Genomic DNA, 21,857 nt, shown 5'->3' with positions numbered 1-21,857 from the left:
CGATGTTGTATCCGTTGCATCGCTGGTTGATGGAGTGTGGGAGGCACTGTGGAATTCTGATGAGTTCGGACAACCCTCGCCAGTGTGACGCAGTGGGCATACGGGTCGAGCCGCAGCCCGGCCGGCGTCAAGTCAGGCCTATGCCCAAAACGATCGATGTACGACGCCGTCCTACGGTCGGCGTGGTGGGCTCGCTGCCCAGCGTGACGACCCGCACCGAAGATCCTTCGATTGCGATAGCGAGGCGCAATTATTGCCGAGTTGCGGCAGGTCCCTCATCTTTGTCGCCGTGACCGACCGAGAAGAAGGTGCCCGTCCTGGAGTCCGACGGCGACCACTTGTCCAGCGCGGGGACAGGCGGGGTCAACTGGTCGACGACTGCCAACCGCGACAACGAGTTCAACTTCACGTAGCCGAGTGTGGGGGCGGGGTGCGGTTCGATGATGCAGGCACTGCCTGAGGATGATGAGCAGGGTCATCCAGATCGCCGACGCGGACGGAAATCCTATCCAGGTCGATCGCCGGTGTGGGCCGGCGGGTGGAGGGCTTTTCCTGTGAATTGATCGAGAGTCATTCGTGGGTAACGCATCCCACGCTATTCGTCGCCGGCGGGGTCGAGGTGGGTGGTGATGAGGCCGACCATCAGATCGACGGTGAAGTCGAATTCGCGGTCGCGATCGAAGCGGGCGAGATGGGGTGCGGCCTGGGCGACTTGCGGGAGGCCGGAGGCTTCCAGGGTGTGTTGGCGGTCGGCGATTTCTTCGGGGTCGGTCGTTCCGAAGGTGGGGCCTGCGGAGACCTCGCGTAGGAGGGTGCCGATCATCGTGGCCAAGAGGGAGCGCATGAGGTGGACTGCTTGTTCAGTGCTGCAGCCGGTGCGTCGGAGCACGGTGAGGATGCTCTCGGCGGGGGCCAGGCCGGCGGTCGAGGACAGTTGGCGGGTGAGGACGAGGGTTGCGGCGCGGGGGTGGGCGAGGGTGACGCGGCGGAATTCCTGAGCCCAGGCGCGTAGGTCGCCTTCGATGGAGTCGGTGGGCGTGGGCGGGTGCAGTTGTTCGAGTAGGTACTCGGCGACGGCATCGAGGAGGTCGTCCTTGTCGTCGACGTAGTGGTAGAGGCTCTTGGCGTCGACGCCGAGGACGCGGCTGACCGAACGCATGGTCACGGCCTCGATGCCCTCGACGTCGATGACGCCGAGGGCGGCATCCCGGATCGCCACCCGGGACAGCTGCGCTTGTTCCTTCCTGGGTCGGCCTCGTCGGGGTGCGCTCGATGCTCGCTTGTCCGCTGTCACGCCGGTCATGATTCCACTCTTGCATATTTCCACGGCGTGGGTTTAATCTGGCATTAATTCCACGCCGTGGGATTAATGATGTGAGGTGATACCGATGCGAATGCCGTGGCGACAGGGTGACGTGCTGGACCTGGCGAGCATCGGCTCGCGGGTCGACAGCCTCACCGACCTCTCGAGGATCGATGGCGGCCCAGGGGCGCGGCTGACCGCTGTCCGGACCCAGGCACAGGATTTCCGCCGGGAGTTCATCGAAACCGGTACCCCCGACAGCGTGACCACCTGTGACCTGGTGACCCTGCCGTATCCGACCCGGTTCGGCCTGTTCCGCGCCTCCCGGGCGATCGCGCCGTTCCTGGCGATCACCAACCGCCTGCTGGTCATCCGGTGGCACGAGAGCGACGGAACTCCCCGGGTATTGCTGTTCGAGCCCAGCGATGTCGAACTCAGCCGCTACACACCGTATTTCGACAGCCTCGCCGCTCGCACGCCCGATGTCGTGCTGAAGCGGATGGTGACCGAGCATGCGACCGTGCTCACGCACCTGGCGCGCCTGCGCATCGACCCGTCCGAGGTCGACTACCTGATGTTCGACCATCTGCACACCCAGGACCTGCGCCGCTGGATCGGCGCGACAGCGCCCCAGCCCGATCTCGGTGAGCAGCCGAAGCCGCTGTTCCCGCGGGCGAAGGTCATCGTGCAACGCGATGAACTCGCCGCGATGGCCGACCTACATCCGTTGCAGCGGCCGTGGTACCAGCCCGGCACCTACCGCGACGTGCCCCCGGAAGCGTTCCTGCCCATCGATGGATCGGTCGTCCTCGGCCCGGGCGTCGCGGTGGTGAAGACGCCGGGACACGTCTTCGGTAATCAGAGCCTGGTCCTCAACACCGCCACCGGCGTGTGGGTGAGCAGCGAGAACGTCATCGCCGCCGAATGCCTGACACCGGAGCATTCCCGGATGCCGGGACTGGCTCGCTGGGCGCGCGAGTGGGACCAGGAGGTTGTGCTCAACGCCAACACCATCGAAACCACTGTCGACCAGTACAACTCGATCGTGCTGGAGAAGACGCTGGCCGACCGAAGCCAGCGCGATTCCCGCTTCCTGCAGTTCTTCCCGTCGAGCGAGCTCACCGCGTCGTGGACCAATCCCGGTACGTCGCCGACGTTCACCCACGACGCCATCACCCATCACTGATCCCTAGGAGACCTCATGACCGATCGATTCGCCGTACCGCCCGTCGAGGTGCTGCGGTCCAGGGAGAAGCTGGTCCTGGATCACTTCCACGACGAGGTGGCGCAAGAGTGGGATGCGGTGCTGTCCACGTTTCCGCACCCGCACTACGAGATCATCCCTACCCTCACGGTGCACGATGGTGATTCCGAGGTGCGTGGCTATTACCACGACACCCGGGTCGCCTTCCCCGATCAGGATCACGAGATCATCGCCCTGCGGCACAGTGCCGACGCCGTGATCGTCGAATTCTGGCTTCTCGGAACCCATCTGGGGCCGTTCGGCGGGGTGCCGCCCACCGGCGCACGGCACCGCACGCGGGTGACGGCCTACTTCGTCTTCGACGAGGACGAGAACCTGGTCATCGAGCGGATCTACTTCGACACGCTGTCGATGCTCAAGCAACTCATCGGCGGAGTGAATCTGCGCGACCCCCGCAACTGGCCGCTGGCCGTCCGCGCCGTGCGCGGGCTGCTCGCGCTGTCGAGTCATCCGAACTCGCTGCTGGTCGATACCCCGCGCGCCGACCTGTCGGCGTGACTCCACACATCGTGCTGTGAAAGGAAATTTACCCATGCGTGCACTCATCGGCGGCACCGGTCGGTACTGGCAGCTGCGGGACATCGAAGCCCCGCATCAACTGGGTGCGATCCGCCTCCAGGTCATGGCCGCCGGGCTGAACCGCGCCGACCTCTACGCCCTCGACGGCAGCTACACCGCCAACTCCCAGCAGGCCGGCGAGTTCACCGCGGGTATGGAGGTGGCGGGCGTCGTGGAAACGTCCAGTCCGCTGGCACCTCACCTCACGGCCGGGACACGGGTCATGGGCATCACGGTCGGTGGTTTCGCCGACTACGCGCTGTGTGACCCACGGTTGCTCGTGCCCATCCCGGACGGTCTGAGCTTCGAGGAGGCCGCGACCCTGCCGGTCGGGTTGATCACCGAACACGATGCCCTGGTCAGCCAGGCGGGTTTCGTCGCGGGCAACAGCGTGCTGATCGTCGGCGGCACCAGCTCGATCGGCCTGGTGGGCATCCAGCTCGCCAAGGCACTCGGTGCAAGCGTTGTCATCGCCACGACCACCAGTGACGACAAGCGGGACGCACTCACCGTCGCGGGTGCCGACGTCACCGTCGACACCACCACCCAGGACATCGCGGAGGCGGTGGCGGCGGCCACGAACGGCAGCGGTGTCGACATCGCCCTCGACCATGTCGGTGGAGAACTCTTCGCGCAGTTGCCGGCGGCGACGGCGATAGGCGGCACCATCGTCAGCATCGGCCGACTCGCCGGTGCCGCGACCACCCTCGACCTCGACACCATCGCCTTCCGCCGCCAGCGTCTGCTCGGCACCACATTCAGTATTCGCACCCGTGCCGAGCTGGCCGAAGTGGTTGCCGCGCTGACCCCGCAGGCCCTTCCCGCCGTCGCCGTGGGCAGGATCAGTCCGCGCGTGGACAGCGTTTTCTCGCCCGAACAAGCCGAACACGCGGCCGAGCGGCTCCGCGGGAATGGGGCGGTCGGCAAGATCGTGTTGTCCTTCGCCGACGCACACAGCGGGCCCGCTCCGTCACCGTCGCCGCGCGCCAACATGTTCGGCACCATCCGCCAGATCGGTTACGTCGTGCGCGATATCGAGTCCTCCATGCGCGGATTCATCGATAGCGGCATCGGTCCCTGGTTCTACCTGACGGGACTGAAGCCAGGGAATTTCATCTATCGCGGCGAGCCGTCGGGCATGGTGATGGACGTCGCTGTCGCCAACAGCGGCGATATCCAGATCGAGCTCATTCAGCCCGTGAACGAGGAACCGTCGATGTACAAGGACTTCCTCGACGCAGGCCACGAGGGCATGCAGCACATCGCCTACTGGGCCGAGAACTATCAGGATCTCTACGACGGGGCACTGGCTGCCGGGTTCACCGTCGGACAGGAAGGCGAAATCGGCGGCCCGACTGGACGATTCGCCTACCTCGAAACCGAACACCACCCCGGTACCGTCATCGAGATCTCCGACCTGAGCGGGACGAAGAAGTTCGTCTTCGACCTCATCAGGCTCGCGGCAGCGAACTGGGACGGTACCCACCCGATCCAGGTCGTCGACCCGGCCCTGCTCAGCGGCGATCCCGCGGCGATGGACGAGATGAAGGCAGCGCTGGGCGGATGAAGGTCCATCATCTCAACTGCGGCACCATGCACCCGATCGCCACACCCGGCGGGCTGGTCTGCCACGTTCTGCTGGTGGAAACACCACGCGGACTCGTCCTCGTCGACGCGGGCTTGGGTCTGCGTGATTCCCGTTCTCCTGGAGAAAGATTCGGGCCCGCCCGCTTCTATGTCCGGCCGGTATTCGATCCCGCCGAGGCCGCAATCACGCAGATCCAGCGGCTCGGCTTCGATCCCCGCGACGTGCGCCATATCGTGCTCACCCACTTCGACGCCGACCATGCCGGTGGCCTGGCCGACTTCCCCTGGGCTCAGGTGCACCTCACGGCGGCGGAGTCCTTCGCCACCCGGCATCCCCGCACGCTGGTCGAACGCGGGCGTTACCTACCTGCGCAGCGATCCCACAACCCGATCCTCGTCGAACACACGCCGGACGCGGGGGAGGCCTGGCGCGGGTTCGCCGGCGCCGAAGAGCTCACCGACATCTCGACCGGCATCGTGCTGATCACTCTGCCCGGCCACAGCCGCGGCCACGCGGCGGTGGCGGTCGATGCCGGTGACCGGTGGATTCTGCACGTCGGCGACTCCTTTTACCACCACGGTCAGCTCGACGGAACCCGCTCAGCGCCACGGGCGATCACGGCGATGGAACGAGTCATCGCCTATGACTGGAAACGGGTCGTGGCCAATCATGAACGCCTTTCCGAGCTGTGGAACGCCGCCGACCCCGACCTGCTGCTGGTCAATGCGCACGACCCATATCTGCTCCACAAGGCGCTCGGACCGGCTTGACCCCGTAGGCAGTCAGAAGCCGCACAGGCGTCGGTGTCAGTTCGTGGATGCCGCGCGGTCAGGGCTGACGGCGACTCCGGGGGCGGGCCCGCTGAGCACTTGCGCGAGCAGATGTTCCTTCAGTTTCAGCCAGGGGGGAGTGAAGGGTGTGTCCGCGCCGGGGATCGCGGCGATGATCACCGTCCCGCGGACGGTGGCCACGATGATGTCGAGGGTGTCGTCGAAATCCGGCCTCGGCGTCATCGAGGATGGTGCGTGCGAGATCGACATCCAAACCTGCCCGAGGAACTTGCCCGGTCCCTGTTCGAGGCATTGTGTCTAAAGATCCGCTACAACAAGGCCAACCACCGGGCGACCTACCGGATAGCACTCGTCGGCCACACCCTAGCGGCCACCCGCGACGCAGCACGCCGGGAAACACCGACGGCTCCGTCAACGCGCGCCAGCCGCCCAGCTGGACGGACGGAATCGGCGCGTCAATGGCAACCGCGCCGGTTCCGTTCCCCTCTTCGCTGTGTCCCCGGCAGGACACGCAAACATGGGCAACCGGGGGAACGCCTGGTCATCGTGGGAACGTACCTGGTCTGAGTGGCATTCGGGCGTAGCGGAGAACAGGGCTGTCAGCGGATCAGTCGGGCACGTCCAGCATGGGGCAGGGGGCTCGGTAGTCGATGGTCGGGGACACCCACTCGTCCCATTCGGCTCGGGTCATGTTGGCGATGAGTTCGTCGCAGAGTTCCTCGCTGCACTTGTTGGGGCCGGGCCACAGCATCCATCCGTCGTCCGCTCCGCGGGACACTATGTGGCTGCCGTGGGCGGTGAAAGCCAGACCTAGTACGGCACCTGTGTGGCCGGTCATTGGGTTACCGACCGGCCGACCGGTCTGAACTTCGCGCAGCTGCAGTTCCGATGTCTTGATGTTGGCGGCAACGGCGTAGGTGCCGTCGGGACTGAACGCGACGGCACCGCCATGGCTACCGCCCTCGGTGTCGATCCACGGTTCGTCGATCGGCTGCCCGGTGGCCGCATCGTGGAGGCGCAGCGCCTTGGCCGTGCTGACCGGTATGCGTTGGCCGTCCGGGCTGATCGCGGCGCCGGCGATCGGGGCTTCGTCGTCTTTTTCCACGAGGTCGGCGAGAAGGCCACCCCGGCTGATGATGGGTGGTCCGGCAGGCTCCCCGGTGTCTGTGTTCCAAAGGCGGACAGCGGAGGGCGTCATTTCAAGTGGGTTGGCGAAGACATTGCCGGTCTCCTCCACCCTGTTGGTGTCGCCGGAGGCGAAATGCGTTGGCGCCACGGTGATCAGCCGGTGCCCGTCGGCGCTGAATCCGACGGTGGAGACGAAGTCTTCATCGCCCCCCAGCGCGGTTCCCCGGGCCGGGCTCGTCGAGATATCCCAGAGCCAGGGGTAGGAGTCGAGGAAGAGGGAAGCGATACGACGTCCGTCCGGGCTGAAGGACAATCCTAGGACGTCTTGGTAGGGCCGGTGAGGCGTCGAAGTGAAATGATGGAGTCGTGACCGGACCTGATGTCGAGGGCGCCCGCCCTGACGATGACGACGGGCGATTCGCTCGCGCGTACCGGCCCGCTCTGGTCGGGACGTTCACGTTCTGGTTCACCACGCGCCGGTGGGAGTGGTCGCCGGAAGTGTACCGGATGCATGGTTACGCCCCCGGCGAGGTCGAGCCGACCACCGAGCTTCTGCTGTCGCACAAACATCCCGACGACCGTGACGTCGTCGCCGAACTGATCACCCGAACCATTACCAAAGGCGAGCCGTTCTCGAGCCGCCACAGGTTCATCGACACTTCCGGGTGTGTGCACGCGGTCATGGTGGTCGCCGACCGCGTCCGCAACGATGACGGCGAAACGGTCGGCACCACCGGCTACTACCTGGATCTGACCGACACCGTCGATGCGGCCGCGGCCGCCGGCGGCGTGGCTGCGGTAACCGAGGTGGTCGGTGGTGTCGTCGCCGCCCGCGCGGTGATCGAGCAGGCCAAGGGCGTGCTGATGCGCATGTACGGCATCGACGACCAGCAGGCGTTCAAGGTGCTGGTGTGGCGGTCGCAGGAAGCCAACCTCAAGCTCCGTGCCGTCGCCGCCCAGGTGATCGCCGACCTGGCGCTGCTCCCGCCGCCTCCGCCAGACACGATCACCGTGTTCGACCACCTGCTGCTGACCAGCCACGAGCGGATAGACCCCGCTGACGGCACCTGAGCCGCCGAAGGCGGTGCCAGGTCGGTGGGCCGAGATAGGCTGTGAGCTCGCACGGATTCCGAAGCGACACTGCACCGACCCACCGGCGACGAGCACCGGCGTGAGCCGGGTGTATCGGTCAGCGATCCGGTACCGACGAAGACGCCGGCTGACGACACAGCTGTGCAGCGATTCAGGATCGCCGCCGCCGCGTGATCAGCCAGACCGCGACCGCGGCGAGCACCGCCGCCGCCACCGACAGCGCCGGTTTCGGTGCTATACCGGCGGCCTGCCTGGTCTTGTGGAGCGCCTGTTCTGCCGTGTCCCGTGCGAGGTCCGCGGTGTGCAGGGTTTGGTACTTCGCGTCGGTGATCCGATGTTTGGCTGCTTCGGCAGTGTGGTGCACCTTGTCCTTCGTACGTGCGGGCACATCGAGTTTGTCGGTCAACTCGGCGACCGTGTCACTGAGTTCGCGACGTGCCTGGTCGCGGTCCAGGCGCACTGCGTCCGGGTCGTTGGGCTCGCTCATCGTGGGCTCCTTCCTTGATGGTCTGGAGGTCGTCTTTGACGCTGTGTGCGGTGTCGCGCGGGACAAGTGGCGCGGCGTCGGTGGCCTTCCTCTTTCCGACAAGCCCAAGGGCACCACCGACCAGCAGCAATACCGCGCCGACGATGAGCGCGGCGGCCCAGTCCGGAAGGGGAATCGCGAGTGCGAAGATCGCGGCGGCCATGAACGCGATGCCACCGTAGAACGCGAGTAGCCCACCGGCGCCCGCGATGCCGACTCCGAGCGCGAGTCCTTTTGTGCGGTCGTGCATCTCGATCCGGGCGAGTTGCATCTCATCGCGCACCAGTCGGGTGATCTGCTGAGATGCGTCGTCGACCAGTTCGGTCACAGATCGGGTGTGCTGGGTGCTGGGCGGTCCGGTCTGTATTTCCGCCATGGCGTCACCTCCCTGTCGGGTATCCGGTGGCCGGTTCGTCCCGTCTACGAGCCCAACTTGCGGGGCCATTGCACGTCGAGCGAGGTCCAAACGTCGGAAAGTCTGGTGGCGGGTGTCAGTGTCCGCGTGGATCGGTGAGCTTCAGTCCTTCCCTGGTCTTGACGCGCCGGTGCTCGACCAGCAGCCAGGTGACTCCCGCACCGGCGAGCAGCACGGTCGCGACGGCGCCGATGGATGCCCAGCCGCCGAATCCGTAGCCGGTGGCAGTCAGGCACAGGCCGAGCGCGATGACGCCCAACGCGCACAGGATGATTCCGGGAAAGTTGTAACCGTCTTCGAGGCCCTCGCCTGCGTGACTGCGGGTCGTGCGGGCATGGTCGGGGAATTCACCGTCGAGTCGGTCGGCTCGCTCCGGCACGGAACCGTGACGCGGATTCGGGTAGGCCATGGATAGCTCCCTCCAGGTAGACAGGTATGAAGGGCCGATACCCGCTGGGTTGCGGATCAATCAACCGGCCTGTCCCTGATGACGTCGATGAAGGTCCAACGGGCCGTCGCACAAGCCCACATCAGCCCGCTCGGGCTCCGCCCGGCTAGGCCCTGCTGACGCGAATGCCAGGAACGTGATTGAAACCGAGGACAGCGTGTAGGGCGTGGATAGCCGACGAGCCGAAAGACAAAAGGCCTGGTCCGGCCGACCACGGTGGTGATGGCGGAATGGCAACACGCGAAGTGGCCCCGGAGATTGCAGAGGCAGAGCATGCCCAGGAACCACCGGACTGAAGTCTGGCTGGCCGTCGGCGATCGCCGGTCACGCCACAGGCCCGCAGGTCAGGGGTGTCGGCCGGATGCTTGACTGGTTCCAGAAAGCGGAGAACACTGCGTGAGTGCCCTCGGACAGGGAATTCCAGCAGTCGCTGCGGGGAGTTTCACTCCGCGTGACGGCGCCGCGTATCGCTGTTCTCAGCGCGGTGCACGGTAGTCCGCACGCCGACACGGATTCGATCATCCGTGCCGTGCGGACTCGTTTGTCGGTGGTGTCGCATCAGGCGGTCTACGACTCGCTGCGCACCCTCACCGGCGCCGGGCTGCTCCGATGCATCCAGCCACGCGGGCTGGTCGCTCGGTACGAGGCGCGGGTCGGTGACAACCATCATCACGTCATCTGCCGGACGTGCGGGTTGATCGCCGACGTCGACTGCCGGGTCGGCGCCGCACCCTGCCTGACCGCTTCCGACGACCACGGCTTCGCGGTCGACGAGGCTGAGGTCATCTATTGGGGGCTGTGTCCCGACTGCGTGAACTCATAACCCGCCGACCACGACTCTGCTCGCAGCCCGCATGTCCCGTCCAGGAAGGAATATCGTGACCTCCGATACCCGCCCGCCCAGCCCTGACAACGACACTCACAGCACCAGCGAGAGCGAGAACCCGGCGATTCCGTCGCCGACCCCGCAGGCCGACCGTCGCCCGAGTTCCAACACGGACTGGTGGCCGGAGCAGATCGATGTCTCGGTGTTGCACGCGCACTCGTCCAAATCCAATCCGCTGGGCGAAAACTTCGACTACGCGGCGGAATTCGCGAAACTCGACGTCGATGCGCTCAAAGCCGATGTCGCCGCGGTGCTGACCGACTCGCAGGACTGGTGGCCCGCCGATTACGGCAACTACGGTGGTCTGTTCATCCGGATGAGCTGGCACGCGGCGGGGACCTACCGGATCGCTGACGGACGCGGCGGCGGCGGTCAGGGTGCACAGCGATTCGCGCCGCTCAACAGCTGGCCCGACAACGCCAATCTCGACAAGGCACGCCGGCTGCTGTGGCCGGTCAAGCAGAAGCACGGCAACGCGATCTCCTGGGCCGATCTGCTGGTGTTCGCCGGTAATGTCGCCCTGGAGTCGATGGGATTCCGGACTTTCGGTTTCGGCTTCGGCCGGCCGGATATCTGGGAGCCCGAGGAGATCTTCTGGGGGCCGGAGGATACCTGGCTCGGCGACGAACGCTATAGCGGTGACCGCGAGCTGGCGGGCCCGCTGGGAGCGGTCCAGATGGGCCTGATCTATGTCAACCCGGAAGGGCCCAACGGCACGCCCGATCCGGTGGCCGCAGCGCGGGACATCCGCGAGACGTTCAGGCGCATGGCGATGAACGACGAGGAGACAGCCGCCTTGATCGTCGGTGGTCACAGCTTCGGCAAGACCCACGGCGCCGGCGACGCGGATTCGGTCGGCGCCGAGCCCGAAGCCGCCCCGATCCAGCAGCAAGGCCTGGGCTGGAAGAGCACTTTCGGCACCGGCAAGGGCAAGGACACCATCACCAGCGGCCTGGAGGTCGTCTGGACCGCCACTCCCACTCAGTGGAGCAACGGGTTTTTGCAGAACCTGTACGGCTTCGAGTGGGAGCTCACCAAGAGCCCCGCCGGCGCGTGGCAGTGGAAGCCGAAAGACGGTGCGGGCGAAGGCCTCATCCCGGACCCGTTCGGGGGACCAGGCCGGACACCGACGATGCTGACCACCGATCTCTCGCTGCGTGAAGACCCGATCTATCGCGAGATCACCCGGCGCTGGCTCGACCACCCAGAAGAACTGGCCGAAGCGTTCGCCAAGGCCTGGTACAAGCTGCTGCACCGCGATATGGGACCGGTGAGCCGCTACCTCGGCCCCTGGATACCCGAGCCTCAGCTGTGGCAGGACCCCGTTCCCGCCGTCGACCACCCCCTGATCGACGAGTACGACATCGCGGCGCTGAAGGCCACAGTCCTGGATTCCGGATTGCCTGTCGCTCAGCTGGTCAAGACCGCGTGGGCGTCGGCGGCCAGCTTCCGCAGCACCGACAAGCGCGGTGGTGCCAACGGTGCCCGCCTTCGGCTCGAGCCACAGCGCAACTGGGACATCAACGAACCGGGCGAACTGGCGCAGGTGCTGCCCGTCCTCGAGCGGATTCAGCAGGACTTCAATGCCTCGGCCACCGGCAGCAAGAAGGTATCGCTGGCCGATCTGATCATCCTGGCCGGCTCCGCCGCGATCGAGAAGGCGGCCGCGGACGCCGGTTACGACGTCACCGTACCGTTCGCGCCGGGCCGAACCGACGCCTCACAAGACAACACCGATGTGGAGTCCTTCGCCGTGCTCGAACCACGCGCCGACGGCTTCCGAAACTACGTCCGTCCCGGTGAGAAGGCTCCGCTCGAGCGGCTGCTGCTCGACCGCGCCTACCTGCTCGACCTGACAGCGCCGCAGCTGACGGTGCTGGTCGGTGGGTTGCGCGTCCTAGGCGCCAATCATGGTGGCAGCTCACACGGTGTCTTCACCGATCGGCCGGGCGTGCTGACCAACGACTTCTTCGTCAATCTCCTCGATCAGCGCACGGAGTGGAAGCCGTCGGAGACACAGGAGAACGTCTTCGACGGCATCGACCGGCGCTCTGGTGCGAAGCGGTGGACCGCCACGCCCAATGACCTCGTCTTCGGCTCACATTCGGTGCTACGCGCGGTCGCCGAGGTCTATGGCCAGAAGGACGCGGGTACGAAGTTCGTGGACGACTTCCTGGCCGCATGGGTCAAAGTGGTCGACAACGATCGTTTCGATCTGCGCTGAACCGCGACCGAGCCCCGGCCTACCACCGTGTCGGCCGGGACTCGCTGCGCCGCAACTCATCCCACGTAGATCGGCTTCGGCGACGTTGTCGCGGCAGTGACGTGTTCGGTCGGGCTGTATCAGCTGGACCCTCGGCAGCGGTGTGCCGGAGAGTCGACCGGAATTGCGCACAGTGAGGTGGTGAGTGCCATGGTCGATGATGTCGAGAAGCGTTGGCCGAATGGCGGCGTCGGCAGACAGGCAGTGTTCTACGTGATCGCGGTGATCGCGGTGATCGCGGTGATCGCGGTGATCGCGGTGATCGCGGTGATCGGGGTCGCGGGAGTGGTGTGCGCGGTCACCGCGGTGTGGGCGAGTCGCAGATCGGCGTGCGCCGCGGCGACCACCACGCTCTGCGACTCACCGGCCAGACTGGCCGTGCTGATCGGGCCGAGCGCGATTCTGTTGTCGGGCGGGATCGGCGCCTTCATCTGGACGTATCGGCAGTGGCGGCGCGGCCGGGCAGCACCAATTCGACCGGTCCCGAACCGAATTCGTCACGGAGCGCGTGTAATCGCGCGGTGGTCCGTGCGTCGGCTCCTGTGCGTTCGAGCAGACCCATCGTGCGGCACCGACGCGCGATCACGCCCGCGGCGAAGCCTGCGAGTCCCAGATCCGCGAGGGTTGCCGCCGCGCGAAGTCCGGTCAATCGGGATGCGACATTTGACCTCCCGAGTTTTCGATCCTTCGGCTGGGCAATTCCACCGATCGATCCTCAAATGCCTGTGACGATCTCACCCAGCAACCGGAGCAGCGGTTTCCGAGGCAGATCTCCGGGTATGGCGGTAACAGAACGTTGTCCCTCACCCCAGGAGGTGTGTGCCATGCCCCAGCAAACGTGGAGTGCGAAACGCGAACGGCAGTATAAAGACATTAAGAAGTCCGAGCGTGAACGCGGTCGCAGTGAAAAGCGCGCCGAGCAGATCGCCGCTGCCACGGTCAATAAGACGCGGTCCCGGCACGGGGAAACGAAGGGATCGGGCGGCGGGTCCTCGGGTTCATCGCAGAAGCGCGGTGGGCAGCGGGCCCAGGGGAGCGGCAAGACCCGCGATCAACTCTATGAGGAAGCCCGCCGCCGCAATATCGACGGCCGCTCGAAGATGAACAAGCAGGAGCTGGCTCACGCACTCGGTCGCGCCTGACCCGCTGCGAAAAGATTCGCCATGCAGATCGGTTTCAAATTTCGGTCGCACACCCACATCAGTCAACCGCGCGATCCGGACGAGCACTCGACCACTTCCGCGGGGCGGGGTGGTGAAGCCGATGTCGTCGAGGGCTTGGGAGGTGTCCGCGGCGATCTTGCGCGCGCCGTCTTCGTTGCCGTCTCGTGCACGGTGGTTGTCAGGGGCTGCGGTGCGAGCCGAGCGCACCGGCCGCGACGACGCCGTTGGCGTCGCGAATGCTGCGCGTCGGCTCGCGCGCGCGGCCTGTCGGTGTCGACAACGTACCGAAGACGTGGGCCGTCAGGACGTAGGCCGGGGCGAGTTCGGCCGGCTGGCCCGCCCGGCCGAGCGGCACATCGTCACCGAATTCGGCCACCTTCTCCGGTGGCATCGTCGATGGGATGAGCGGCGTCCAGATCGGGCCCGGCGCCACACTGTTCACGCGAATCCCCTTCTCACCCAGCAACTGAGCCAGGCTCGCCGAGAGGTTCGCGATCGCGGCCTTCGTCGCGGCATAGGGCACGAGCGTGGGATTGGGCATATCGGAATTGACCGAGGAACTGCCGATGATCGACGACCCGGGTCGCATATGCGGCACCGAGGCCTGGACGAGATGGAAGAACGCGCCGACATTCACCGCGAAGGTATAGGCGAATTCCTCGTCGCTGATCTCCGACACATCCGTGTGGGTCATCTGGTAAGCAGCGTTGCTCACCAGCACATCGATCGTGCCGAATTCCGCCACCGCGGCACCTTCTGTTGCTGTTCGGGAAATCCCATGATCGAGCCCTCCGTTCGACAGCCACCTTTCCGGGTGGCTACCGCGTAAACCGACCGGCAAACAGCGATTGGCCGCGGACTACGCCTCGGGTGGCCACCGGGCGCGCCTTCGGGACGGGGCGAACGCGCTCGACGACGACGGCAACGTAATCCTTGATTTCTGAGGTCTGAGCAGCGGGTACCGTCGAGGTCGCAGGCGGGGGTGGGCTTATCGTTCTGCTCGAGGGGCAGGTCCGGCCGCTCTGGCGGGCGTTCGGCAAAGGCCTCAACAGCGTCACGACGGTGGCGGACACCGCGGTCTCGTGGTGAGATGGACTATCGGCTGGTTTTGAGAACCGTCAGGATCGGCTGTGCAGTGTCGAAGCGTGCTGATGCTTCGAGGATGCCGAGGGCCTCCGATGAAGCCTCCCAGTCACCGCGGTGACCTGTTCCCTCCGGTCGCTGGTGAACCCGTAGATCTCCACGAGCGATTACGCGCCGACCTCGAGCTGCGCGCCGATGCCGCGATACTGCACGTCTATGGCGAAGCCGACGCCTACACCCAGCCCCGATGGCGACGTATCCTCGACACCGCCATCACCGAAGCCGCTGGTAGCGGCCGCCTCGTCGTCGACCTGAGCTCCATCCAGTTCATCGGCTGCCGACCGATCCTGGACCTGGTCGACCGCGCCCCGCAGGCCCTTGCCCGCAGCGTGCAGGTCGGCGTGTTCAATCCGGACCCCAACAACGTGGTCGACCGCGTCGTCGCGATCGCGGGGATGAGCGCGTGGCTGCCCGTGCACACCACGCTGGTCGAATCCCTGACCGCCACCCGCCCGCGGGCCGCCCTACCCGTCCGGGTGGTCGTGCCGGTGCCCGGATCCCGATAACGACCTCGAACGTGCTGCTAAATCCTGTAGGAGATAACGCATTCGAGGTATCGGCCCATGTATCACGATCTCGACCCCCGTCTCACCGAACCCAGAGAAATAGACACATCACCGGTGTGCTGGCCCGATCCCAGCCCGCTGCAAGCCTGGTGGAACGACATCATGGCCGGCGCACACCCTAACCGGACGGCGTGAACCTCCGGGTCAGCAAGCCCCAGGTCTGCGCACGGCCTGAACACGCCTATCAAAACGGTGGCGGGACCGAAACCGCAGGTGGGCCGGGGTTAGCCTGATCTTGTGGGTCTGGCGGTGCCAGCACCGATGCTGGCCAAACCCGGACGGCCCCCGCGGCCGCCAGGCGGCTGGTGCGCGGAAATGAAATGGGACGGCGTCCGCGCGATCACCCGCTGCGGGCCCGACGGTGTCAGCTTGTGGAGCCGGAATCTGCGCGAGATGACCGACTCCTACCCCGAGATCGTCACCGCGCTGGCCGAGGTCACCGAGGGCCGGTCGATCCTGCTCGACGGCGAACTCGTCGCCCCCGACGACCGCGGCGCCCCCTCGTTCTCCCGGCTGCAGCGGCGCATGCACGTAGGACATCCGTCGCCCACGCTGATCGCCGAGGTCCGCGTCGACTACATCGTGTTCGACCTGCTCGGCCTCGACGACGAGATGCTCGTCGCCGACCCGTACTGGTCGCGGCGCGCAACGCTGACCGAGCTGGGCCTCGATGACGGTGCGCGGGTGCGGGTTCCACCGGCCTGGTCGCTGGCCGAGGTCGACGCCGACCAGCTGCTGCACCTGGCCGCCGACTCCGGGCTGGAAGGGATCGTCTGTAAGCGCAGCGACTCGATCTACGAGCCGGGCAAACGGTCCTCGGCCTGGATCAAGACGGTCCTGCGGGCCACGACCGAGGCGGTCATCGTCGGCGCGGTCCCTGGCACCGGCCCCAACGCCGCCACCTTCGGCGGCCTGGTCCTGGCCGGACACACTCCCGAGGGCCGCCTGCACTGCATCGGCGGGGTCGGCACCGGGTTCACCACCGAGGCCCGGCGCAGCATCCGCGCCGCCCTCGAGGAAGTCCGCCGCGACACCACCCCGCTCGACGACCCGCCGCCGCCGGCGGTGACGCGGGCGGCGTGGTGGGTCGAGCCGGTGTTCGTCGCCGACATCGAATTCCGCGAGGTCAGTGGCGACGGTCTGTTGCGGCATCCCAGCTTCCGCGGGATCCGCACCGACAAGGCCCCTGACGAGGTCGGACTACCTTCCTGATCCACGGGCAATCCAATTGATGGAGTCAGTCGGGGCTATCGTGAAGCCGCGCGGTACGCATGATGCCGTAGCAGACGAGCAGATCGCTGATCCGCTGCTGGACGGCCCAGACCCGCGGGTCGTCCGGGTCCAGGCCAGCGTCGAGCAGCGTAATGCCGATGTGGAGTCGCCCGGCTCGGCCCCGGACAACCAGCCCCGAGCCCGGCCGCCGGGGCTGGATGGCGGCCTTGCGTGCCGATGGCGTGGCACGCTATCGGCACGTGGTTTCCCGCCTCCCGCTAGTTCGGATCGACAGCCAGTCGAGCCATCAAGTGCCCTCCGTCGTCGTACGCGGTGTCACTGCGACCTGGATTCGCGCGGCTGGTCCTCGGCTCTGCGTACGCCGCTGTGATGGCCCTCCTCCACGCCCTCGTCCGTAGCTTCGGTTTCCGAGGCCTGCGATGCGGGTTGCTCGTCAGCTGGGGAGCTGGTGGCGCCCCCGGGGGTGCTATCAGGGGCAGGTGCTTTGAACTTCGAGTCGGTCACCGGGTGTACAGCGCCTGCGGTATCGGCGCCGGTCCCTTCGCCCGCAGTGGTGCTCGTAATTCTTCCTTCGGCGCTTGTTCGGCGGCCTTCATAGGGAGGTATGGCCGGTTCCGCGTCTTCCGGAGGGCGCGTCCCGGTCGTGCCGATGTTCTCTTCCGCCGGGTTGTGGTCGCGAGTCGAGGTGACTTCTTCTTGGTCGAATGTGCCGGCCGGGCGATCGGCCGTCCCTCCGCCGGGCGTATCCGACCCGGTGTCTCGTGAACCTTTGGCTCCTCGTTCCGATTGAGGCTCTTCAGATAGATTCTTGCTGGACATAGCTCCATCGTCTCCTCTATAGAGCGCTGGATTATCCACTCTGCATTTCAAGGGTGATGCCCGATTCAACCGCAGTCAAGCCATCGCGATGACGACCGCGACTGAATCTGCATCCCGCCAGAAGCTCGCCACCGCGCGATATCGACGCCTGCACTGACGGTTGTCGCAGGATCGCGCCCCCGGCAGGACACGCAAAACATGTGCAACTGATAACGCCTGGTCATCGTAGGTACGTATCCCGTCTGAGGGATCGCGATGTCCTGCGGGCGTTGGTCGATCGGTGACAACTTTATGGTGCCCGGGGTGAGGCATGTCGAACATGAGAACGGGGACGACCTGCGGTTGTCGGGTGGGCGGTTGGTGATCGACGCCGATTATCAGTGGTCGATCAGTGTGACGCGGGCGGGATACTCTGCTCGTACTGGAAGACGTTGTTGGGGTCGTACTTCGCCTTGATTTTGCGCAGCCGCTCGAAGCGCTGGCTTCCCCAGTAGGCGGTCTCCCACTCTTGCATTCCGATGTTCGGCACGTTGACGTAGGCGCCGTCCGCGTAGGGCCGCAGCGCCTGGCTGAACTCAGCGGTCCAGGCCTGGGCCTGGGAGGTCAGCGGGTCGCCGACGCCTGGTTGTGTCGAACGAGTCCCCCAGGCTGCGCCGATCTCGCCGTAGAAAAGCGCGTCACGATGCGCGAACGCCGTGCCGCCGGGGGGCTCCCTCTTGATCGCCCCACCGAAGGCATCGACGAAGTAGTTGCTCTCCTCTGTGGGAGCGTTTCGCATGAAGTCGCCGATGAGGTCGATCGCCTTCTTCGGGAACCGCTCTTTGACGAACTCCGAGAAGAACTTCCAGTTCGCGGGCTCTTGCGCGAGCGGAAGCTGGGCTCGCGCGAAGATGTCGCCCCAGTTACCGACCTGCACCGTGACATCGGGCGTGCCGACCGACAGGATCGGAGCCAGCATCTCTCTGGCCTGTGCCGCTGCCCCGTCCACAAGCCACGCGGTCAGCAGGATCTGGGACTTGTGGATCTCGAGCTCGGATCCCAGACGGCTGTCGGCGGACGGCGCCGCACGCTGCCACGCCTCGAAGACCCCGTAAAGGTCCCCAAGTCCATCCCATGTCGCCTGCACAGAGGCGAGCTGCTCGAGCGGATACACCGTATAGGTGAGTTGTGTGACGATCCCGAAGTTGCCGTTTCCCGCCCCGCGGAGCGCCCAGAGCAGGTCCGAGTGGTGCTCCAAGTCCGCGTTGATCACCTTGGCGCAGTCGTGACCCGACGGGACGACGACCTCGGCCGCCACCAGACTGTCACAGGCCATGCCGAGCCAGCGGTTGAGTGGCCCGAGGCCACCGCCGAGCGTCGCACCACACAGGCTCACGCTGCCCTCGCTTCCGGTTGTGACCGCAAGGTTCTGCTTCGCGAGCGTCGTCACCCCTTCCAGTTGGTTCAGCCCGGCGCCGACCGTCGCGATACGAGCGCCAGGGTCGATCTGGACCGATTTCAGCTGGCTGACGTCGATGACGATGCCGTTGTCGACGTTCGACCAGCCTTCGAGGGCGTGGCGGCCACTCCGCACCCGCAACGCGATGTCGTGCTGCCGCGCCCACGTCAGGGCGTTCACCACGTCCTGGGTTTCCTGCGCGAAGACGATGACCAGCGGATAGTGAGAAAAGAGCTGGTCCCAGCCGAGTCGCGCCTCCGTGTACGACGTGTCACCCGGGTGGACGATGTGGCCGGTCAGCGTCGCGGGCGGGCTTCCCGGGCTTTTACTCGGGTGGTCCGCGGCCACAATTCCCGGGGTGCTCGAGCCTGCAATATCCGGCGTGTCTGCGGCCGCAAGGCCCGAGGCGACGACTGCTCCGACGCCGGCGGCCGCCGACGTCCTGAGCAGGTCACGGCGAGAAAGATCGCTCAAGGTTCAGATCCTCTCAATCGGTCTACGCCACGATCGGCCGGGCTCGGCGCGTCCTCGGCGACGACGTCGGATATCCCGATTTGCCCCGCCCGCCTTGGCGTACTCGACCCGAACTGCTGCCGCTGACCTACGCCCGTCATCGGTGCCTAAATCCTGGTACACAGGCTGCTCTGTGCTTGTCGTGTCAAATCCGCGCAGGGCGGGCACCGCGCCGCCGTGGCCGCATCTGGTACAGGCGATACCAGGCCAGTGTGAGGAAGACGGCCGCTAGAGCGGCGACGACTCCCATGTCGAGCAGCCACGTGCCGAGGGTGTGTTTCCACAGCGGGTCGGGTCCACCATCGTGCGGTGAGAGGGTGTCCAGGTCGAGACTGGCCGCTCCAGCGCCGTAGCCCCAGCGGGACGGCGACAGGTAGGACAGCTGTTGCAGAACGGGCGTGCCGGGCAGTCGCACCAGACCGCCGGTGAGCACGAGTTGTGCCATCGACAGCACGATCAGCAGCGGCAGTGTTTTCTCCGAGGTGTTCACCGAGACCGACACCAGCAAGCCCATCGACAGCGACGCGATGCCCAGCATCGCCATCGCCAAGATCAATTCCACCTCGACCGAGGTAAATATCCCTTTCGGCGGGAAACTCTCACCGATAGTGCCGATCAAGAACAACACCACCGCCTGAAGGATGGTGATCACACCCAAGACCAGAAGTTTCGACATCAAATAGACTCCGGCCGACAGGCCTGCGGCGCGTTCTCTGCGGTAGATCGTCTGTTCCTTGACGATCTCGCGGATCGAGTTGCCGGTGCCGACGAAGCAGGCACCGAATATCAAGATCATGAGCTTGGTCGGGGCGTCGGTATTGGTTCCCGGTGCCCCGGTGAACCCCTCGCCCGACGGGATCGCAGCGATCAAACCGCCCAGCAGCAGCGGCATTACGCCGAGCAACACCAAATAGCTACGGTCCGAGGCGATCACCGCCAAGTAGCGCCTGCACAGTGTGCTGAGCTGGCTGAGCTTGGACTGCGGCGCGGGCGGTGGTGCCGGTGGGCGCTGCACTTCCGCCTGTCCGACGTCGTCGATCGGCCCGACATCGACGTAGTTCTCGTAGCGCGGGGAGTCCCGGAATTCACTGGCCCAGTCGCGGTCCTCCTCCCGATCGAATGCTTGGAACACCTCGGCCCAGGTGCGCTGCCCGAATTCCTGCAACCCCTCTGCGGGCGGACCGTAATAGGCCAGCCTGCCGCCGGGCACCAGGACCAGCAGGCGGTCACACGAATCGAGATTCGCCACGCTGTGGGTGACGACGATGACGGTGCGCCCGTCGTGGGCGAGTTCGGACAGCATTTCCATGACCGTCTTGTCCAGGCCTGGGTCCAGGCCGGAGGTCGGCTCGTCGAGGAACAACAGGGACGGTTTGGTCAGCAACTCGAGTGCGACACTCACCCGTTTGCGTTGCCCGCCGGAGAGTCGATCGATGCGAGTGTCGGCGTGCCGCGTCAAACCGAGCTCGTCGAGGACCTCGTCGACCCGCTGTTCGCGCTCCTCACTGCGTGTGTCACCGGGGAAGCGGAGTTCGGCCGCGTAGAGCAGGGCGCGTCGGGTCGGGAGCTGGTTGTGCAGGATGTCCTCCTGCGGAACGAGCCCGATCCGGTGCCGGAGTTCGTCGTAATGGGTGTACAGGTCGCGCCCGTCGTAGCGGACGGTCCCCTCGGTCGCGGGCCGCAGCCCGGTGACCGCGCCCAACAAGGTCGACTTGCCCGCTCCGCTGGGTCCGATGACCCCGACGAGCGAGTGCTGCGGGATAGGAAAGGTCACATCGTCGAGGAGAACTTTGCCTTCCGGTGTCCGCACGATGAGGTTTTGCACGCAGACCGAGATGTCACCGGTGTCGACGGACTCGTGCAGTTCGTTGCCGACGAGTCGGTAGGTGGTGTGTCCCATGCCGATCAGATCGGATTCGGAGAGGTCCGCGGCGTCGACCTGGTGTCCGTTGACGTAGGTGCCGTTGTGGCTGTCGAGGTCGACGACTTGATACCCGCCTTCGGCGATCACCCGCAGTTCGGCGTGATGGCGAGAGACCATGAGGTCGGGCACGACGATGTCGTTGTCGGCGGCGCGCCCGATCCGCAGCGTGTCCGAGGTGATCTGTACTACCGCGCCGGGATGGGCGGCCGGAGGCGAGGACCGCGACACTCGCCGGGGCAGGCCCGGCTCGAACTTGGTGATCGTGGCGTCATCGTCGAGGTCATAGCCGGGATCCGGGACGATCATCGTGTCCCCACCTCTATCGCCATCGGTCTCGGGCTCGAGGCCGGGCGATGTTTCCAGCGAGCAGCACAACTGCGCACCGTCTTTGGCATGACCGAGCTGGAAGGTCTCGTCGTGGTCGATCACCATCCGCTCGACGCGGTGACCGTCGAAAAAGGTGCCGTTGAGGCTGTGCGCGTCCTCGATCTCCCAACCGTGCGACCCCTGCTCCAGCACCGCGTGCAAGGTCGAGACGCGCGGATCGGTGACAACAATGTCGGCGTCCGGATCGCGGCCGACGTTGTATGTACCCCCGGCGCGTAGTCGATAGACGCGTTCTCGCGTCTGCACCACAAGAACCGGCGATTCGGAGAATTCTGTGGAGGACTGCCCATCCGCCATAACAGGAGTATACGACCGTGCCGAACTGTCGTGGTGATAATAGGCCGCAACCATCCCTCGTAGTGTCCGCTCTGTCCATTTCCGCGCCATGAGCCGTACCTGACTGACCAGC

Annotated in this window: 20 protein-coding genes and 1 pseudogene; 10 read left to right on the top strand and 11 right to left on the bottom strand. The window is 65.9% G+C overall.

Going from position 1 to position 21,857, the window contains the following annotated elements; translation table 11 throughout:
* Positions 1-595 precede the first annotated feature (595 nt).
* Positions 596-1,303: a TetR/AcrR family transcriptional regulator C-terminal domain-containing protein gene (locus tag ACWF82_RS06290; RefSeq protein WP_452498538.1), complete on the bottom strand. Its 708-nt coding sequence runs from the start codon at positions 1,301-1,303 to the stop codon at positions 596-598.
* 85 nt (positions 1,304-1,388) lie between these two features.
* Between ACWF82_RS06290 and ACWF82_RS06285 the strand changes: the two genes are divergently transcribed.
* From ACWF82_RS06285 to ACWF82_RS06270, 4 genes are read left to right on the top strand one after another with little or no spacing between them, the layout of a single operon-like run.
* Positions 1,389-2,489 (top strand): hypothetical protein, encoded by a 1,101-nt coding sequence (locus tag ACWF82_RS06285; RefSeq protein WP_452498536.1) that lies wholly within the window; start codon positions 1,389-1,391, stop codon positions 2,487-2,489.
* Positions 2,490-2,504: 15 nt separating this feature from the next.
* Positions 2,505-3,065 carry an ester cyclase gene (locus ACWF82_RS06280; protein WP_452498534.1) on the top strand — a complete coding sequence of 187 codons (561 nt, stop codon included), beginning with the start codon at positions 2,505-2,507 and terminating at the stop codon, positions 3,063-3,065.
* Between the two features lie 34 nt (positions 3,066-3,099).
* Positions 3,100-4,692 (top strand): zinc-binding dehydrogenase, encoded by a 1,593-nt coding sequence (locus ACWF82_RS06275; RefSeq protein ID WP_452498533.1) that lies wholly within the window; start codon positions 3,100-3,102, stop codon positions 4,690-4,692.
* On the top strand, positions 4,689-5,483 hold the full coding sequence (locus ACWF82_RS06270; RefSeq protein ID WP_452498531.1) for an MBL fold metallo-hydrolase: 795 nt from the start codon (positions 4,689-4,691) through the stop codon (positions 5,481-5,483). Before ACWF82_RS06275 ends, ACWF82_RS06270 begins: the two co-directional genes overlap by 4 nt.
* 36 nt (positions 5,484-5,519) lie before the next feature.
* Here the strand turns inward: ACWF82_RS06270 and ACWF82_RS06265 are convergent, their stop codons facing one another.
* Together ACWF82_RS06265 and ACWF82_RS06260 are read right to left on the bottom strand one after the other, a co-directional pair.
* Positions 5,520-5,753: a hypothetical protein gene (locus ACWF82_RS06265; RefSeq protein WP_452498529.1), complete on the bottom strand. Its 234-nt coding sequence runs from the start codon at positions 5,751-5,753 to the stop codon at positions 5,520-5,522.
* A 358-nt stretch (positions 5,754-6,111) separates the two neighbouring features.
* Positions 6,112-6,945, bottom strand: a complete 834-nt coding sequence (locus tag ACWF82_RS06260) for a WD40 repeat domain-containing protein (RefSeq protein WP_452498527.1) — start codon at positions 6,943-6,945, stop codon at positions 6,112-6,114.
* Between the two features lie 53 nt (positions 6,946-6,998).
* Here ACWF82_RS06260 and ACWF82_RS06255 point away from each other — a divergent pair, with 53 nt between their 5' ends.
* The gene (locus ACWF82_RS06255; RefSeq protein ID WP_452498525.1) at positions 6,999-7,703 is read left to right on the top strand and encodes a PAS and ANTAR domain-containing protein; all 705 of its coding nucleotides are present in this window, start codon (positions 6,999-7,001) and stop codon (positions 7,701-7,703) included.
* A gap of 172 nt (positions 7,704-7,875) precedes the next feature.
* On the opposite strand, the gene ACWF82_RS06250 is transcribed toward ACWF82_RS06255, so the two are convergent.
* From ACWF82_RS06250 to ACWF82_RS06240, 3 genes are all read right to left on the bottom strand, one after another.
* On the bottom strand, positions 7,876-8,211 hold the full coding sequence (locus ACWF82_RS06250) for a DUF3618 domain-containing protein (RefSeq protein WP_452498523.1): 336 nt from the start codon (positions 8,209-8,211) through the stop codon (positions 7,876-7,878).
* Complete coding sequence (locus tag ACWF82_RS06245; protein WP_452498521.1) at positions 8,144-8,626, bottom strand: phage holin family protein; 483 nt, start codon at positions 8,624-8,626, stop codon at positions 8,144-8,146. The genes ACWF82_RS06250 and ACWF82_RS06245 overlap by 68 nt, the downstream gene beginning before the upstream one ends.
* A gap of 115 nt (positions 8,627-8,741) precedes the next feature.
* On the bottom strand, positions 8,742-9,074 hold the full coding sequence (locus ACWF82_RS06240; RefSeq protein WP_452498519.1) for a hypothetical protein: 333 nt from the start codon (positions 9,072-9,074) through the stop codon (positions 8,742-8,744).
* A 490-nt stretch (positions 9,075-9,564) separates the two neighbouring features.
* On the opposite strand from ACWF82_RS06240, the gene ACWF82_RS06235 reads away from it, so the two are divergent.
* Positions 9,565-9,936, top strand: a complete 372-nt coding sequence (locus ACWF82_RS06235; protein ID WP_452498517.1) for a Fur family transcriptional regulator — start codon at positions 9,565-9,567, stop codon at positions 9,934-9,936.
* A 31-nt stretch (positions 9,937-9,967) separates the two neighbouring features.
* Positions 9,968-12,223 (top strand): catalase/peroxidase HPI, encoded by a 2,256-nt coding sequence (katG, locus tag ACWF82_RS06230; protein WP_452498515.1) that lies wholly within the window; start codon positions 9,968-9,970, stop codon positions 12,221-12,223.
* A gap of 248 nt (positions 12,224-12,471) precedes the next feature.
* Here the strand turns inward: katG and ACWF82_RS06225 are convergent, their stop codons facing one another.
* Both ACWF82_RS06225 and ACWF82_RS06220 read right to left on the bottom strand, forming a co-directional pair.
* The gene (locus ACWF82_RS06225; RefSeq protein ID WP_452498513.1) at positions 12,472-12,693 is read right to left on the bottom strand and encodes a hypothetical protein; all 222 of its coding nucleotides are present in this window, start codon (positions 12,691-12,693) and stop codon (positions 12,472-12,474) included.
* Positions 12,690-12,911 (bottom strand): hypothetical protein, encoded by a 222-nt coding sequence (locus ACWF82_RS06220; RefSeq protein ID WP_452498511.1) that lies wholly within the window; start codon positions 12,909-12,911, stop codon positions 12,690-12,692. Before ACWF82_RS06220 ends, ACWF82_RS06225 begins: the two co-directional genes overlap by 4 nt.
* 175 nt (positions 12,912-13,086) lie before the next feature.
* Here ACWF82_RS06220 and ACWF82_RS06215 point away from each other — a divergent pair, with 175 nt between their 5' ends.
* On the top strand, positions 13,087-13,404 hold the full coding sequence (locus ACWF82_RS06215) for a plasmid stabilization protein (RefSeq protein WP_452498509.1): 318 nt from the start codon (positions 13,087-13,089) through the stop codon (positions 13,402-13,404).
* Between the two features lie 316 nt (positions 13,405-13,720).
* Here ACWF82_RS06215 and ACWF82_RS06210 read toward each other — a convergent pair.
* A pseudogene (locus tag ACWF82_RS06210) lies at positions 13,721-14,173 on the bottom strand (SDR family oxidoreductase); the annotation flags it as partial.
* A gap of 430 nt (positions 14,174-14,603) precedes the next feature.
* On the opposite strand from ACWF82_RS06210, the gene ACWF82_RS06205 reads away from it, so the two are divergent.
* Both ACWF82_RS06205 and ligD read left to right on the top strand, forming a co-directional pair.
* A complete protein-coding gene (locus tag ACWF82_RS06205; RefSeq protein WP_452498508.1) occupies positions 14,604-15,074 on the top strand; it encodes an STAS domain-containing protein in 471 nt (156 codons plus the stop codon).
* A 321-nt stretch (positions 15,075-15,395) separates the two neighbouring features.
* The gene (ligD, locus tag ACWF82_RS06200; protein WP_452498648.1) at positions 15,396-16,346 is read left to right on the top strand and encodes a non-homologous end-joining DNA ligase; all 951 of its coding nucleotides are present in this window, start codon (positions 15,396-15,398) and stop codon (positions 16,344-16,346) included.
* A gap of 1,228 nt (positions 16,347-17,574) precedes the next feature.
* Here ligD and ACWF82_RS06195 read toward each other — a convergent pair.
* Both ACWF82_RS06195 and ACWF82_RS06190 read right to left on the bottom strand, forming a co-directional pair.
* Positions 17,575-19,098, bottom strand: a complete 1,524-nt coding sequence (locus ACWF82_RS06195) for an FAD-binding oxidoreductase (protein ID WP_452498506.1) — start codon at positions 19,096-19,098, stop codon at positions 17,575-17,577.
* Between the two features lie 184 nt (positions 19,099-19,282).
* Positions 19,283-21,745, bottom strand: coding sequence for an FHA domain-containing protein (locus ACWF82_RS06190; RefSeq protein WP_452498504.1), 2,463 nt, complete (start codon positions 21,743-21,745; stop codon positions 19,283-19,285).
* Positions 21,746-21,857 lie beyond the last annotated feature (112 nt).

The sequence above is a fragment of the Nocardia sp. NPDC055053 genome (assembly GCF_053608285.1).
Note: the sequence above shows the minus strand (reverse complement) of the source record. Positions and strands in the feature narration are given on the sequence as shown.